The organism is Chryseobacterium hilariae (assembly GCF_051400735.1).
In the GTDB taxonomy this organism is placed as follows: Bacteria; Bacteroidota; Bacteroidia; order Flavobacteriales; family Weeksellaceae; genus Chryseobacterium.
Genome location: NZ_JBLFFJ010000006.1, coordinates 134,524 through 151,141 on the forward strand (window position 1 = coordinate 134,524; position 16,618 = coordinate 151,141).

Annotated in this window: 10 protein-coding genes; 9 read left to right on the forward strand and 1 reads right to left on the reverse strand. The window is 38.7% G+C overall.

The window, feature by feature from the left end:
- The first annotated feature begins 74 nt into the window (after nucleotides 1-74).
- From ACMGDK_RS17235 to ACMGDK_RS17275, 9 genes are all read left to right on the forward strand, one after another.
- Nucleotides 75-737, forward strand: a complete 663-nt coding sequence (locus ACMGDK_RS17235; protein ID WP_116012267.1) for a succinate dehydrogenase cytochrome b subunit — start codon at nucleotides 75-77, stop codon at nucleotides 735-737.
- Nucleotides 738-753: 16 nt separating this feature from the next.
- Nucleotides 754-2,766 (forward strand): fumarate reductase/succinate dehydrogenase flavoprotein subunit, encoded by a 2,013-nt coding sequence (locus ACMGDK_RS17240; RefSeq protein WP_436809086.1) that lies wholly within the window; start codon nucleotides 754-756, stop codon nucleotides 2,764-2,766.
- Nucleotides 2,767-2,790: 24 nt separating this feature from the next.
- Nucleotides 2,791-3,558: a succinate dehydrogenase/fumarate reductase iron-sulfur subunit gene (locus ACMGDK_RS17245; protein WP_034701967.1), complete on the forward strand. Its 768-nt coding sequence runs from the start codon at nucleotides 2,791-2,793 to the stop codon at nucleotides 3,556-3,558.
- Nucleotides 3,559-3,863: 305 nt separating this feature from the next.
- The gene (locus ACMGDK_RS17250) at nucleotides 3,864-5,384 is read left to right on the forward strand and encodes a TlpA family protein disulfide reductase (RefSeq protein WP_436809087.1); all 1,521 of its coding nucleotides are present in this window, start codon (nucleotides 3,864-3,866) and stop codon (nucleotides 5,382-5,384) included.
- Between the two features lie 168 nt (nucleotides 5,385-5,552).
- Entirely contained in the window at nucleotides 5,553-6,959 is a 1,407-nt protein-coding gene (rlmD, locus tag ACMGDK_RS17255; RefSeq protein WP_436809088.1) for a 23S rRNA (uracil(1939)-C(5))-methyltransferase RlmD, read from the forward strand.
- A 92-nt stretch (nucleotides 6,960-7,051) separates the two neighbouring features.
- Nucleotides 7,052-7,528: a DUF6452 family protein gene (locus ACMGDK_RS17260; RefSeq protein ID WP_436809089.1), complete on the forward strand. Its 477-nt coding sequence runs from the start codon at nucleotides 7,052-7,054 to the stop codon at nucleotides 7,526-7,528.
- Complete coding sequence (locus ACMGDK_RS17265) at nucleotides 7,494-8,162, forward strand: DUF6048 family protein (protein WP_436809090.1); 669 nt, start codon at nucleotides 7,494-7,496, stop codon at nucleotides 8,160-8,162. Before ACMGDK_RS17260 ends, ACMGDK_RS17265 begins: the two co-directional genes overlap by 35 nt.
- A gap of 174 nt (nucleotides 8,163-8,336) precedes the next feature.
- The gene (locus tag ACMGDK_RS17270; protein ID WP_436809091.1) at nucleotides 8,337-11,267 is read left to right on the forward strand and encodes a reprolysin-like metallopeptidase; all 2,931 of its coding nucleotides are present in this window, start codon (nucleotides 8,337-8,339) and stop codon (nucleotides 11,265-11,267) included.
- Nucleotides 11,268-11,433: 166 nt separating this feature from the next.
- A complete protein-coding gene (locus tag ACMGDK_RS17275; protein WP_436809092.1) occupies nucleotides 11,434-15,861 on the forward strand; it encodes a GEVED domain-containing protein in 4,428 nt (1,475 codons plus the stop codon).
- Nucleotides 15,862-15,981: 120 nt separating this feature from the next.
- Here the strand turns inward: ACMGDK_RS17275 and coaE are convergent, their stop codons facing one another.
- Nucleotides 15,982-16,611 (reverse strand): dephospho-CoA kinase, encoded by a 630-nt coding sequence (coaE, locus tag ACMGDK_RS17280; protein WP_436809093.1) that lies wholly within the window; start codon nucleotides 16,609-16,611, stop codon nucleotides 15,982-15,984.
- Nucleotides 16,612-16,618: the final 7 nt, after the last annotated feature.

A 16,618-nucleotide genomic window follows, 5' to 3' on the forward strand; every position in this document is an offset into this window, starting at 1 on the left:
CCAATTGTGAGATTTCTCACTTTTTGATATAGTTAACATTTCTTAATTTTGTGGAAAATCAAATGTAAACTTATATGGCAGGTTTAACGAGTTCTACGATAGGTAGAAAATATGCTATGGCATTGTCGGCTATGTTTTTGCTGATATTTCTGGTGATGCACCTTTCTGTAAACCTTTTGTCGGTTTTTGGTGAGGATGCGTACAACAATGCTTCGCAATTCATGGGGTACAATCCTCTTATTCAATTTGTAATGCAGCCAATTCTGATATTTGCTGTCGTTTTCCATTTTGTAATGGGGTTTGTTTTGGAAATTAAAAACCAAAAAGCACGCCCTGTGAAATACAATTCAAACAATCCTTCTCACAATTCTACGTGGATGTCAAGAAATATGATTATTTCCGGTGCTGTGATCTTGGCTTTTGTTTTTCTTCATTTGTACGATTTCTGGCTTCACGAAATGAACTACAAATATATTGACGGACTGCCGATCGAAGAAACACGTTTCTGGGGAGACCTGCACGCAAAATTTGCAGATCTTTGGAGAGTAGTTTTATATGTAGTTTCTTTTGTTTTGCTTGGACTGCATTTAGCTCACGGTTTCCAGTCTTCGTTCCAGTCTATTGGCGCAAGACATCCGAAATATACTCCGGTAATCAAAGCTTTTGGAAAATGGTACTCAATCCTTATTCCTGCAGGCTTTATTTTTATTGCAATTTATCACTTCGTAACTCAATAATATCAGTATACCAATTATGAGTAAATTAGATTCAAAAATTCCGGCTGGTCCTTTAAAGGACAAATGGAAGCATCATAAAGACCATATGAACCTTGTTGCACCAAACAACAGAGATAAGATTGATATTATTGTTGTAGGTACAGGTTTGGCAGGAGGTTCTGCAGCTGCCACATTAGCTGAGCAGGGATATAACGTAAAAGCATTCTGCTACCAGGATTCTCCAAGAAGAGCTCACTCAATTGCAGCTCAGGGAGGTATCAATGCTGCTAAAAACTATCAGGGCGATGGTGACTCTACATACAGATTATTCTATGACACTATCAAAGGTGGTGACTATAGAGCAAGAGAGGCCAACGTTTACAGATTAGCTGAGGTTTCTGCCAATATTATTGACCAGTGCGTTTCGCAGGGTGTTCCTTTCGGGAGAGATTACGGCGGCCAGTTAGATAACCGTTCATTTGGTGGAGTTCAGGTAAAAAGAACATTTTACGCAAAAGGACAAACAGGTCAGCAGTTATTACTAGGTGCTTATTCTGCAATGAGCCGTCAGATCGGTAAAGGTAGAATCAAGATGTACAACCGTCATGAAATGTTAGACCTTGTAATCGTTGACGGAAAAGCAAGAGGAATTATCGCAAGAAACCTTGTAACAGGTGAAATCGAAAGACACTCTGCTCACGCTGTTGTTATTGCTTCAGGAGGTTACGGAAACGTTTATTTCCTTTCTACAAACGCAATGGGATCCAACGTTTCTGCAGCTTGGAAGATCCATAAAAAAGGAGCATACTTTGCAAACCCTTGTTATGTACAGATTCACCCTACTTGTATTCCGGTTCACGGAACACAGCAGTCTAAGCTGACTTTGATGTCTGAATCATTAAGAAACTCCGGAAGAATCTGGGTTCCTAAGAAAATTGAAGATTCAGTAGCCATCAGGGAAGGTAAATTGAGACCTGAAAATATTAAAGAAGAAGATAGAGACTATTATTTAGAGAGAAGATATCCTGCATTCGGAAACCTGGTGCCTAGAGATGTTGCGTCCAGAGCTGCCAAAGAAAGATGTGATGCCGGTTTCGGAATCGAAAATAATGATACCCAGGAAGGTGTTTACCTTGATTTCTCTACAGAGATCATGAAAAAGGGTAGAGAAGCTGCTATCGAAAAACATATTCATAACCCGACTGATCAACAGTTGTATGACTTAGGCAAGAGCTGGGTTGAGGAGAAATACGGTAACCTTTTCGTGATGTACGAAAAAATTACGGCTGATGATCCTTACAAAACTCCAATGAAGATTTATCCTGCCGTTCACTACACAATGGGTGGAGTTTGGGTTGATTATAATCTTCAGTCTACTATTCCCGGATGTTTCGTAATCGGTGAAGCTAACTTCTCTGACCACGGAGCTAACAGATTAGGAGCTTCTGCTTTGATGCAAGGTCTGGCTGACGGATATTTTGTACTTCCTTATACAATCGCAGATTATCTTTCTGCAGATATCAGAACAGGAACAATTCCTACCAATTCAGCTGATTTTGACGAGGCTGAAAAAGGAATTAAAGAAAAAATAGATTTCTTCTTAAATAATAAAGGAACACATTCAGTAGACCATTTCCATAAAAAATTAGGACACATTATGTGGAATAAAGTAGGAATGGGAAGAACTCCTGAAGGTTTAAGAGAAGCAATCAAAGAAATCGAAGAAGTAAGAAACGATTTCTGGAAAAATGTAAAAGTACCTGGTGAAGGTGAAGGAATGAACACTGAGCTTGAAAAAGCATTCAGAGTAGCAGACTTCCTGGAACTGGGACAATTAATGGCTATCGATGCACTGCATAGAAACGAATCTTGTGGTGGACATTTCCGTGAAGACCATTCCACGCCGGATGGAGAAGCGGAAAGAGACGACGTAAACTACAAATACGTTGGAGCTTGGGAATATCAGGGTAGTGATATCAACGCAGAAGTGTTGCACAAAGAAGACCTGATATATGACAACATCGAGGTTAAAACTAGAAGTTATAAATAATCTCCAACCTATAAATATAACATTATGAGTGCAAAAAAAGGCCTTCATCTTACGCTGAAAATTTGGAGACAAAAAAATAGTAAAACTAAAGGTCAGTTCGAGACCTACAAAATATCAGATGTCTCTACAGATTCCTCATTTCTGGAAATGCTGGACATCCTGAACGAAAATATTATTAACGAAGGAAAAGAACCTATCGCTTTTGACCACGACTGTCGTGAAGGAATCTGCGGAATGTGTTCCCTTTATATCAACGGTAGGGCACATGGTCCGGATACAGGGATCACGACTTGCCAGCTTCACATGAGAATGTTCAAAGACGGTGAAACCATCGTTATTGAGCCTTGGAGAAGTGCAGCTTTCCCGGTTATCAAAGACTTAATGGTAGACAGAAGCGCATTCGACAGAGTAATGGCTGCCGGAGGATTCATTTCCGTGAACACTTCAGGTAATACGTTAGATGCCAATGCCATTCCGGTTCCTAAAGAAGATGCAGACAAAGCAATGGATGCAGCAGCATGTATCGGATGTGGTGCGTGTGTAGCTACTTGTAAAAACGGATCTGCAATGCTATTCGTTGGAGCTAAGGTTTCTCAGTTTGCTTTACTTCCTCAAGGTAGAGTAGAAGCCAAAAGAAGAGTTCTGAACATGGTGAAAGCTATGGATGAAGAAGGATTCGGAAACTGTTCAAATACGGGAGCTTGTGAAGTTGAATGCCCGAAAGGAATTTCTCTTGAAAACATCGCCAGAATGAACAGAGAATATATGGCTGCTATGGTAGATCAGGGATAGAATTTATTCAAATACATAAAAAAATCGTCTTCATTATGGAGACGATTTTTTTATACATATACTTTAGCTGTTAAAATTTGTTAAGGTGTTGATCAGATAAGATATTCTTTAATTTAATAAGTCTATATTTGGTGAGCACTTGAATGTGTGAGAAAAGGATTGTTTCTTTTCCGTGAAAAATTTTACAGGACCAAAAGGCCTTTAAAGCCCCACTTTTACAGGTTTTCATAAAATTTTCAAAAAAAGTAAATAGTGTTAATCAGCAAGCCGTAAAAAACGTATTTTTGCGTAATATTAAAATCGAAATGAAAAAATATCTTTTATTGTTTATCATCACAGCTTTTGTGATGTCTTGTTCAAAAAAAGTTGAAGTTAAAGGAAAAATTACCGGAAGTTCACCACTCGAAAGAATTGAATTTGTTGAAGCTTCTGGTGTGGCAACCCTTCCACTTGTTAATATTGGTTTAGATAAAAATGGAAACTTTACAGGAAGCTTCGAAGCTCCTAAAGATGGAATGTACGTAATCAATTATGCAGGAAGACAAAACCTGATTTATCTTGAAGGCGGACAGAACCTGAATATTTCCGGAAACGCAATGACCTTTCCAAATGAGTTTGTCGTTACGGGAGATGCAAAGAAGAATAATGATTTTCTTCAGGCCAGCCAAAAATTCTTAGGAGAGTATGGAAGTAAAATCAACATCCAGCAGTTAATGTCCGGAGACGAAAAGACATTCCTTAAAGGAGCTCAGAAAATTGAAGCCGATATCAATAAAAACGTTGAAGATCTTGCTCAAAAAAATAACCCAAGCAAAGGAATCTTGGAATGGAAAAAGAATGATGTGAAAGTAACTATCCTTAACCTTCTTGCCAACTATGAGATGTCACAGCGCCAGATGTCAGGAAATCCATCATTTAAAGTATCAAAAGCATTCCAGGATTACGAAACAAAACTGGAAGGTAATAAAGATGTAATGGTGAAAACCATTCCGTTATACAGACAGTATCTTCTTGTAAAAATGAGCCCTGATTTTCAAAAATATGCTGAAGCAAAAACCAAAGGTAAAACAGATGTTATCACTTCTGAAATTTTTGCGCAGTTCCTGAAAGACAGAAAAGAAGTTTCACAGACCGCTAAGGATTATCTGTTGGCATTTGTAGTGGCTCAGGATATTCACCCAGGTGCTCCTGCAAAGAATACTGAAAAAGTTAAAAAAATCATTGATACAGATATTACAGATGCTGGTATCAAAGCAGATTTAGTTAAAATGCAGTTAGCAGTGAATGGAGTTAAAGTAGGAGAGTCTGCACCGGAAGCATCATTGGTAAAAGCAGACGGTAAATCTTACCAGCTCTCTGAAAATAAAGGAAAACCATACATGTTGTTCTTTTATGCATCATGGAATCCTTACATCAGTGAAGCTACAGTTCCGGTACTAAAAGAAGTCGTGAATTTCTATAAATCTAAAATGAACTTTGTTTTTGTAAACGTAGATGATACCAAAGATCAGTTTGTAAAAACCAGCAGTGCATTATTGAAGGGAATTCCAGGAACAAACGTTTACGGAGAAAAAGGTTTAGAATCCGATATTGCTAAAAAATACGGAGTTTACGGATTTAAGCTGCCTTGCTTTGTGATTGTGGATAAAGATGGTAAAATTGCAAGCAGATCTTTTGTGAACCTTGGCGAACAGGAAGTCGTAACGGTCTTAGATAAACTTACAGGTCTTTCTGCTCCGAAAGTACAACCTAATGTACAAATGCAGCCGGAAGCGATGGATCCTTCAGCACAGCCTGTGAATCCTCAGCCTGCCCCAACAAAATAATAAACTTTTAACATAGATGGAAACCTTATCTTCGGATAAGGTTTTTTTTATTGTATTTTTGCGGAATCAAACCGGAAGATTTGTTTCGGCTGTATTAGAAAAATAGAAATAGAGTTTTAGGATGAGTCGGAGGGTTCGTCCGACCATTAAAAGAAATTGAGTTTAGGGATGAGAAAGAAGAAAGATATAATTCTTGAAAATATTAAACTGTTTGGTGCAGGAGCAAAAGGTGTTGCCATAGGAAAAACCGAAGAAGGAAAAACCGTACTGATTTCCGGAGCAGTTCCCGGAGATGTAGTCAATGCCAGAGTAAAAAAATCCAAATCCAAATACTATGAGGCCGAAACCACAGAAATAGTGGAGAAGTCACCATTCAGAGTGGATCCCAAATGTATTCATTTCGGAACATGTGGTGGATGCAAGTGGCAGAATATGAGCTACGAAAAACAGCTCGATTTTAAACAGGAAGAAGTCTATAATAATATCAAAAGAATCGGGGGAATTGATGATTTTGAAACCGTACCTATCTTAGGTGCCGAAGAACAGTATTTCTACAGAAATAAAATGGAGTTTTCCTTTTCCAATGCGAGATGGCTTACTCAATACGAAATAAGCTCTGAAGAGAATTTCGGAAGCAAAGACGCTTTAGGTTTCCATATTCCAGGAATGTGGAGTAAGATCCTGGACCTGAAAGAATGCTTCCTGCAGGAAGACCCTTCCAATGCTATACGTTTAGCTGTAAAAAACTATGGTGTAGACAATGGGTTGGATTTCTTTGATGTCAGAAATCAGGAAGGCTTTTTAAGAACCTTAATGATGAGACAGAACTCTAAAGGCGAATGGATGGTACTATTCCAGCTTTACAGGGAAGAAAAAGAAAACAGAGAAAAGCTTTTCCAGTTCTTGCTGGAGAAATTCCCACAAATCACAACATTGGTGTATGCCATCAATCCGAAGCAGAATGATTCTATTTACGATCTGGATATCAATATTTATTTCGGAGAAGGCTTTCTGATGGAAGAAATGGATGGACTGAAGTTTAAAATTGGCCCGAAATCATTCTTTCAGACCAATTATAAACAGGCTTTGGAGCTTTACAGAAAAACATTAGAGTTTGCTGATCTAAAGGGTGATGAAGTAGTGTATGACCTGTATACAGGAACAGGAACTATTGCCCAGTATGTTGCCAGAAATGCAAAACAGGTTATAGGTATAGAATCTGTTCAGGAAGCCATAGATGCAGCCATTGAACATGCTGAATTAAATGGTCTTACCAATACAACATTCTATTGTGGAGATATGAAAAATGTCTTTAATGATGAGTTCTTAGAAAATCATCCGAAGGCAGATGTCTTAATTACCGATCCGCCAAGAGACGGAATGCACCAGAAAGTGGTAGAGCAGATATTGAAACTTGCTCCGGAAAAAGTAGTCTATGTGAGCTGCAACTCAGCAACGCAGGCAAGAGATCTTGCCCTGATGAAAGAACACTATACTTTGGTGAAGATTTTGCCGGTAGATATGTTCCCGCAAACCCATCACGTGGAAAATATAGCATTGCTGATTAAAAAATAAATTTATTTAAATTTGAATCTCAAATCTTAATCTCAAATCTTAATATGAAACGTAAGTTCCAGCTGACCAAAATAAAAAATCAAAATATGCAGATGAAATATTTTAAATTTCTCGTCATGATCTGCTTCGTCACAATGCTTTTTTCCTGTGGAGGAGATGACGATATCTGCGAAAGCGGTGAAGGAACACCCAGAATGAAGGTATCCTTCAAGTCTCTGGCTTCTGGAAAAGTAACTACTCTGGATTCATTATATGTAGCTGTAGATTATGGGTCTGGGAAAGTACAGCTGGGGAAAGCAGAGAAAATCGATTCAAGGCTTATCCCGTTACGGGTGGATGATTCACCTTATACAGATGTTTATTTCAGGCTTGAGGATAAAGGGGTAGAATCTCACGTTCGCATTAATTACACAACAAAGAGTGCATACGTTTCTCCAGGATGCGGGATTAAAAAAAGATACGAGAATTTAAACTCAGAATTAATACAATCAAATCCTGTACAGCAGCTCGAAGCAGGACAAAACCAAATTGAGAATGAAGACAAGACTAATCTTTTCCTTCTTTTTTAGCCTAATAGGAATAGCCGGGTTCGCCCAGGAAAAAAAAGAAACCCCGGAAGCCAAAAAAGTTCAGGAAAAATACAAACCGAATTTTATGGTAGGGTTTGATATTCTTAATACGGGTGTTTCTTTTTTCTCGGATAGAATGCTTTACCAGGGCTTTATTTCATCAAAAGTGAAAGGAAATGTTCATGCTATTGCAGAAGCCGGTTTTGAGAAAAATGTATATCAAAAGAACGGTTATGATGCAAAGGCAAACGGTCCTTTTGTGAAGCTGGGCGCTTTTTATATGCTCGCAAAAGATCCTGAAAATGAATTCAACGGTTTTTATGCAGGAGGCAAAATAGGAGGCGCGTTCTACAATCAGGAATATATGGCAGTTCCGGTTCGTGGATTTGGGGGCAGCACTTCGTCTGTGTCATTTCCTTCTTCTTCACAAACCTCTGCGTGGGTAGAAGGAACCTTGGGAGGAAGAGTACAGCTGTTTGAGTCCAATTTTTATATAGATATCAATCTTCAGCCGAAATATTTGGTATACACTTCCAAGCAGGATGAGATTACACCGATGATCGTTCCCGGATTTGGTAAAAGCTCAGCTAAATTCAATATGGGCTTTGCCTGGAATATTGCCTATAAATTTTAGAATAAAATTATTTTTACAATAAAGAATCCTCAGGTATATCTGGGGATTTTTGTTGTTTTGATAAGTTTGTAGCTAGATGAATTTATGATTTTTATTTAGTATTATTTGTTATTTGATGATTTTATTTTAATAGAAATGCTATATTTGTGAAATTAATCTAATATTATAAATAATATGAAGAAACTTATTACTACTTTGTGTTTAGGTTTGATAGGAGGAATGGTCTCTGCCCAGTGGATTCCCACCAAGCCTGATGCTAAAGTCAGATCAACCAATTTAAAATCAACTGGTGTCCGACAACATTACAAATTAGATTTAGATATCTTAAGACAGCAATTGAAGAATGCCCAGGAAATGGGTGGAGGAAACAAACCGGTGGTGATTTCTATACCAACATTAAACGGTAAAATAGAAAAGTTTAATGTGTATAGTTTTCCTGTTCTTGTTAAATCATTAGCTGATAGATATAATCTGGGCTCCTATGTAGGAGTGGGTATTGATGATCCTTCAAAATATTTAAGATTTTCTGTTGCTCCAAATGATTTTCAGTCTATGATCATCAAAGGTGGTGAATATGAATTCATTGACCCACAGAACTCAGATAAAACATTATACGGAGTACATCCGAAAACATTAAATACAGAAGGTAAAAGCTTTGTGTGTACAACTTCTGAAAACCCAAAAGCGGTTGATCAGCTTCAGGACATGCTTACAGCCGGCCAGAATTTTACGAATCAGCCAACTGATTTTTCAAAAGCTTCTGATAAGAAATATAGAACGATGAGATTGGCTATGTCTGTTACTGGAGAATATACAGCCTTTCACGGAGGGACACAGGCAGGTGCTATTCAGGCTGTTAATGCTACAATGACAAGAGTAAATGCGGTTTTTGAAAAAGATCTTGCCCTGCATCTGAATGTTCTGGATCTACCGGGAATTATCTATACCAATGCTGCTACCGATCCTTACACAAACAGCTTGAATTTAGAGCTTCAACAGACTCTTACTGCTAATGTAGGTGAGGAGAATTATGATATCGGGCACGTATTTAATGCAGCAGGAAATAATGGAAATGCCGGATGTATTGGCTGCGTATGTATTTCGCCGACTGCTACAGTGCCGAGAGGAAAAGGTTCTGCATTTACACAGAGCACAAGTCCGGTAGGTGATAATTTTGATATTGATTTCGTAGCACATGAAATGGGGCATCAATTGGGTGCTAACCATACTTTTGCACATGCATTAGAAGGAACAGGTGTAAATATGGAGCCGGGTTCAGGAAGCACTATTATGGGATATGCTGGTATTACAGGCGCTAATACAGATGTTCAGCCACATTCTGACGCTTTCTTTCACAAAGCAAGTATTGGGCAGATTCAGACCAATCTGATTAGTAAGACTTGTGATGTGGAAACTTCGATTACGAATAATCCTCCAGTAATAGCACCACTGCCTACTTATAATATTCCTAAGGAAACGGCATTCGCTTTAACAGCTTCGGCTACGGATCCTGAAAATGATCCTATTACTTATATGTGGGAACAGATAGATAACGCCAATGTTGTTATCAATAAAACAAACATAGGTACTACTACTACAGGAGCTACATTCAGATCACTTGTTCCTACTGCAAGTCCTACAAGATATTTCCCTAAGCTGTCTTCTGTGCTTAACGGCGTATTGGATAATTCTAATAACTTATGGGAATCTGTTTCCAAAGTAGCAAGAACTACCCATTTTGCAGTAACAGTAAGAGATAATAACGCTAATCCTGCGCAGCAGCAGTCACAGGTTGCAGAACAGACAATAGTAGTGGGTAACGACGGGCCATTTAAAATCAATACTGCTTATGCCAATACACTCGCTCCTACAATGCTTGAGTGGAATATAGCGAATACAAATGCAGCACCTTACAATGCTGCTAATGTGAAAATTGATTATACCATAGACAATGGAACTACCTGGACTGTTCTTTCTGCTTCAACTGCAAATGACGGAACAGAAAATATAACTCTTCCGACTTCATTGAACGGACAAAACATAAAATTGAGAATTTCCGCTATTGGCAATGTATTTTATGCTGTGAAGTCTATTGCTGTAAGTGCATTTTCAGTTTGCGACGGAAGTGCGCCAACCAATGTAACAGCTTCTAACATTACAACAGTATCTGCGTACATTTCATGGCCTCCGGTTACTAACGCAGGTTCTTATAAGATCAGATATAAAAAGTTAAGTGAAACGAACTGGATTGAGGTGGCTTCTACTGTGAATAATGTAACATTAAATAATCTGGTAGACGGAGTTGCATATGAAGTACAGGTTGCAGCAGTATGTTCCGGAACTACAGGAGCATATTCTCCTTCAACTAATTTCAGTACTCCTTCATTAACATATTGTCCGGCCACTTCAATATCTACAAATCCGGATTTTGAATACATTTCGAATGTAACGATTGCCAATGTTAACAACAGCTCATTACAGACGAACTACGGAAATTACACTACGAATTCTGCTCTTCAGATAAATCTGATAAAAGGAACTTCTTATCCACTGTCAGTGACAATTGCAAATCCTGACCTGGACGCAGTGGCGGCCTTTATTGATTATAATAGAAACGGAGTTTTTGAAATTACGGAGAGAGTTCTTAACTACCCTGTTCCTGCAACACCTATTTCAGCTCCAGTTACTTCTATAGTTAATATTCCAGCTTCTGCTATTGAAAATCAGACATTAAGAATGAGAGTATTGCTGGTTTACGGAGGAAATCAAACAGGTGGTACGCTAATCGGTGCATGTGGAAACTTACAGTATGGAGAAGTTGAAGATTATAATGTAGTAATAACATCTCCTTTGAGTACAAACGATGTTAGCAATCCAAATAACGATATCCAGATTTATCCTAACCCGGTAAGCGATATTCTGAATGTAACTAAAGTTTCAGATAAAGCGGCCTATAAAATTTACAATACTGCCGGTCAGCTGGTAGGAAATGGAAATATTAATGACGGAAAGATCAATGTTTCAGCTTTGGTGAAAGGTGGATACGTTATCACAATTGATGAAAAAGGAAAAGATCAGTTCAGATCCAAATTTATCAAGAAATAACAGGAATTAACAATAATATAAAATCCTCAGGTCCTCCTGAGGATTTTGTGTTTTAATATACAGAATAGGTTATTATTGTTATTTTAAATAAAAAAATATTTGAATTAATACATTAATAGTGAAAAAATTATTAGATTTGTGTAATTAATATAATAATGAGAACATTATGAAGAAACTCTTTACTTCTTTAATACTCTTTCTGTGTTTAGTAAATATAGGTTTTGTTTCCAAAGTCTATGGTCAAACGGGACAGATTGGGACGGGAACTACCTCCATGGTTCAACTTCCTATATATTCATATTATGGATATAATTATTCTCAGCAGATCTATACTGCTGCTGAAGTTTCGGCTGCTGTCGGAACGGCAAATTATATTACAGCTATAAAATTTTACGTTGATTCAGCTGTATTGCCACAAACCAATTATAATGATGGGGTAGTATATATGGGACATACAACCCAAGCCAATTTTGCTACTACAACCAGTTGGGTGCCTGCAACTTCATTAACACAAGTTTTTTCAGGAACATTACCTGCTATAACAAGTGGAAACTGGGTGACCCTTCAGTTATCAACTCCATTCCTGTGGAACGGAACCGATAATATTGTTGTAGGGGTTGATGAGAATACTCCAGGGTATTCAGGATCCCCGGGAACAGGTTGGGGAAATTATAATGCAGGAACCAACAGAGGTATTCTTTATTATAATGATAATACAGATCCTAGCCCTACAGCACCTCCTACTGCATCATCAAGATATGATAACATCCCAAGATTACAGTTGGTAAGTGTAAATTTACAGCCTTGTACAACTGCACCTCCTGCTAGTATTGCAGTAAGCAGTATAACACCGACTTCAGCCAATGTTTCATGGACGCCATCTACTGGAGCAAGCTATGTGGTAAGATACAGACAAGCGCCTGCTGGTGCATGGATCACTCTTCCCACAACTGCTGTATTAGCAAGTAACCAGCTTATTTCAGGCTTAACAGAACAAACTCAGTATGAAGTCCAGGTAGCTGCCATTTGTGGAGGTACACAGGGTGCATTTTCAGCGAGTTCAACTTTTACAACTCCAGCTATCAGCTATTGTTCTGCCGCTTCTACAAGTGCAACAATAGATGGTTATATTGGTCAGGTTGCTGTTAATGCAACAGCAGCTCCTTCTATGGTAAGTAGCTCTGGATTCAGTAATTATACTGATTACAGTACAGATCCAGCAAGATTAGTTACTTTAGTAAGAGGTAGTGCAAATAATACAGTTACTGTTACGAAAAATTGGCCGAATTATCAATATGGCTTTAGCACAGGAGTTTGGATCGATTTTAACAGAAATGGTATTTTCGAAGCAAACGAGCGTGTGTTAACTTCTCCAAGTAATACAACAACTCCATTGACTGCTACCTTTGCGGTACCTTCCGGTACAGCTGTTTATGGTGGGAATCTTACGACTCGTATGAGAGTAGGTTTAGCAGAAAGCTCTTCAGTTTCAGCTTGTGGAACATTTACATGGGGTGAAGTAGAAGATTATGCAGTAAAACTTATTGATCTGCAGGCTTGTAGTACTGCTCCTCCAACTAACATTGGAGTAAATAACTTAACACCTACTTCAGCCAACGTTACATGGGCGGCAGCTACAGGAGCAAGCTATGTGGTAAGATACAGACAAGCACCTGCCGGTGCATGGATCACTCTTCCTACCACTGCTGTATTAGCAAGTAACCAGCTTATTTCAGGCTTAACAGAACAAACTCAATATGAGGTTCAGATAGCTACAATTTGCGGTGGAACACAAGGAGCATTCTCAACAGGAGTATTCTTTACTACACCTGCAATTAGCTACTGTACATCAACATCAACCAGCACTACAATTGATGGGTTTATTAGTAAAGTGACTGTGACACCTACTAACTCAACCGTAATGGTTAGTAATTCAGATTTTAGCAACTATACAGATTATAGTACGGATCCTGCCAGATTAATTACATTAGTAAGAGGATCTGCGGGTAATTCAATTTCTATTGCTAAAAGCTGGCCAGGCACTCAGTATTCTTTTGGAACTGGTGTTTGGATCGATTTTAACAGAAATGGTGTATTTGAAACGAACGAACAAGTTTTAACATCAGCAAGTAATACAACCACTCCGGTAACAGCTACATTTGTGGTGCCTTCTGGTACTGCTGTTTACGGAGGTACGCTTAATACCCGTATGCGTGTAGCCTTAAGAGAATCTGCTACTGCTGCTGCATGTGGAACTTTCACTTGGGGTGAGGTAGAAGATTATGCTGTGAAATTAATAGATCAGCCGGCATGTACTACAGCACCACCTGCGAGTCTTACGCTTACCAATCTTACGTCTACAACAGTAAACATATCTTGGATTGGTGCAATAAATGCTACGTACACCATAAGATGGAGAGTTGCTCCTGCAGGAGCTTGGCAGACGCAAACTTTAGCTGCCGGTGTAAGTACATACACGATTACCGGTCTTACAGAACAGACTACCTATAATGTACAGGTTGCTACACAATGTGGAACTGGAGCATTAGGAGCATATAGTCCTTCATCAACATTTACGACACCACCATTATCATACTGTCCAATGACAGGTACAGGAACTAACGACCACATTTCTAATGTAAGCGTTACATCTTCTAACCCTGGGGTTCCGGTGATGAGTAATACAACTGTGCAGAATAATTATACAAACTATTCAACACCTCAAACATTAATCACTCTTGATGCAGGTTCTGTAAATAATAAAATCTCTGTAGCAAAAGGGTGGACAGGTGCAACAAGCAATGATGCAGTGTCAGCATGGATAGATTACAACAGAGACGGAGTTTTTGAAACCTCGGAACAGATTATAAACTCAGCACCGAGTACTACAACTCCTGTTACTGCAATATTTGGGGTTCCGGGAGCAGCTTACACAGGCCCTCTTACAACTACAATGAGAGTCGTGCTTAAGCGAAGCAGTGCTCCGGTATTATGCCAGAATGCAGTAAATGGAGAGGTTGAAGATTATGCAGTAAAAATCAGACCTTGTAGCAATGCAACTCCAAACCAACCTACTATCACGCCGACTCATAATTCTGCCACACTTACATTGACAGGCTCGGCAACCAATGTAACTTATTTTGTAAGATACAGAGTTCAGGCAACGCCTCCGGGAGCATGGACGGAAGTATACGCTTCAGCATTGTTAAATAACCTTCCACTTGTTTTGAACGGTTTAACTCCGGCTACAATCTATGAAGTTCAGGTGGCTGCTGTTTGTGGAGATGTTATCGGTACATTTACACCTATAAAAACATTTGTAACAAGATGTGATCCTACGCCTCCGAACGTTACAGTAAGTAATGTTACGACAAACTCTGCATTGATTACTTGGGCGCCGCTTGCAGCGAGTTCTACGTATACACTGGAATGGAGAAAAGTAGGAGCTGCTACCTGGACTCAGGTTCCTAACATTGCTCCTCCTACAAACACTCATTTGTTAACAAATTTAGATCCGTATACAAAGTATGAAGTGAGAGTTGCAAATAAATGTGTTGGAGAAAACACTCTTAACCCATACTCAAATCCGAAAGTATTTACTACGGAAAGAACATGTGAACTTCCTCCTCCGGGATTAACTATCACTCAGCTTACTCCTACATCGGCTGAAGTTATATGGGACGGTTTCCCTGGGGCCACTTACGTCCTGAGATACAGAAAAGTAGGTATTCCAAGCTGGACAAATGTTCCTTTAACAACGAATACGTACACGATAACAGGATTATTGGAAGAGACGAAATATGAAATGCAGGTTGTGAACATTTGCAACGGTACGCCGGGTACATACACACCTCCATACTATTTTACAACACCTACAGTGATCTACTGTCAGATGGGGTCTCAAAATGCTGTTAACGAACATATTTCCAAAGTTACGGTAGTTCCAAACGGAAGACCTAAAATGGAAAATGCTTCAGGACCTTCCAGCTATACAAATTATACAGGAGTACCTGATACATTCATAGAATTGGTTCAGGGATCTACTGGAAATCAGATTACAATTGAGAAAAAATGGAATGGAACTAACCATCCTGAAGGTATCGCCGTATGGATAGATTTCAACAGAAACGGATACTTTGATCTTGATGAAAGAGTATTTACATCACCTCCAAACACTACAAGTCCTGTTACAGGAACATTCAACGTACCTGTAGATGCTTACATAAGCATGACCAACTACAAGTATGTAGTAATGAGAGTGGCAATGATGAGAGACGGAGTTCCGGTGAACTGTACCAATTTTGCCAATGGGGAAGTAGAGGATTACTCGGTAAGAATTGCTAAACCGGGAGTACCAAACTCTGTGAACCAAACAGATATCCTGATTTACCCTAACCCGGTAAGCTCAGTATTGTATGTGAAGAATATCAGCAAAAGAGCTAAATATAAGATCTACAATTCTGCAGGACAGATTATTAATGACGGTATTCTGCTTAACAACCAGATTAACGTTAGCAAATTGATCAATGGTATTTATGTAATAGATATCGAAGACAATGGTATAACAGTTCAAAAGAAATTTATTAAAGAATAATATTTAAATTTCAAATACAAAATAAGCCCTCAGAAATGAGGGCTTATTTATTGCTGAAGATTTTTCGCTTAGAAAATCTAGATTAAAAAACCTCGTTAGAATTGTCTAACGAGGTTTTTTTTATTCAATAGCAAAGATGATCTGTTCGGTCTGTTCCTTAAGATCATCCAGGTTGGTGTTGTTATAGATAATGCAGTCTGCGAGTTTTATCTTATCCTTTTCCGGCATCTGCTTTTCCATGATAGATTCTACTTCGCGGTAGGTTTTTCCATCCCTGTCCATTACCCTTTTGGCCCTGATATTATCTTCAGCAGTGACCAAAAGAGACTTGTAACACTGTCTGTTCAGCTTTAATTCGAATAATAAGGCCGTTTCTTTAAAGACCAGATACTTAGTCTGCTTTTTTAGCCATTCTTCAAAATCAATCCGTACAGCAGGATGAATAATTTCATTTAATTCATGAAGCAGTTCCTTATTGTTAAAAACCTTTTCTGCAACAAATTTTCTGTCATACAGTCCGTTTGCATCATAAGCTCCATCTCCCAGTAATCCTTTTATTTTTACCTTTAAATCCTCGCTCTCATTCACAATGGCTTTCGCTCTGTCATCGGAATAATAAACCGGGAATCCGAAGTCTTCAATAAAGTGGGCTACGGTAGTTTTTCCTGAGCCAATACCACCGGTAAGCCCGATCACCTTGGGTGCCGGTTCCGGTTCTGCTTTCTGTGTTTCTGAATGTAAATCTTCCATAATCAAA

Bases quoted from the DNA above. Each gene is read 5' to 3' on its own strand.
- ACMGDK_RS17250 (WP_436809087.1), top strand. From the start codon at position 3,864: ATGAAAAAATATCTTTTATTGTTTATCATCACAGCTTTTGTGATGTCT.
- ACMGDK_RS17265 (WP_436809090.1), top strand. From the start codon at position 7,494: ATGAAGACAAGACTAATCTTTTCCTTCTTTTTTAGCCTAATAGGAATA.
- ACMGDK_RS17235 (WP_116012267.1), top strand. From the start codon at position 75: ATGGCAGGTTTAACGAGTTCTACGATAGGTAGAAAATATGCTATGGCA.
- rlmD (WP_436809088.1), top strand. From the start codon at position 5,553: ATGAGAAAGAAGAAAGATATAATTCTTGAAAATATTAAACTGTTTGGT.
- ACMGDK_RS17260 (WP_436809089.1), top strand. From the start codon at position 7,052: ATGAAATATTTTAAATTTCTCGTCATGATCTGCTTCGTCACAATGCTT.
- ACMGDK_RS17240 (WP_436809086.1), top strand. From the start codon at position 754: ATGAGTAAATTAGATTCAAAAATTCCGGCTGGTCCTTTAAAGGACAAA.
- ACMGDK_RS17245 (WP_034701967.1), top strand. From the start codon at position 2,791: ATGAGTGCAAAAAAAGGCCTTCATCTTACGCTGAAAATTTGGAGACAA.
- ACMGDK_RS17270 (WP_436809091.1), top strand. From the start codon at position 8,337: ATGAAGAAACTTATTACTACTTTGTGTTTAGGTTTGATAGGAGGAATG.
- coaE (WP_436809093.1), bottom strand. From the start codon at position 16,611: ATGGAAGATTTACATTCAGAAACACAGAAAGCAGAACCGGAACCGGCA.
- ACMGDK_RS17275 (WP_436809092.1), top strand. From the start codon at position 11,434: ATGAAGAAACTCTTTACTTCTTTAATACTCTTTCTGTGTTTAGTAAAT.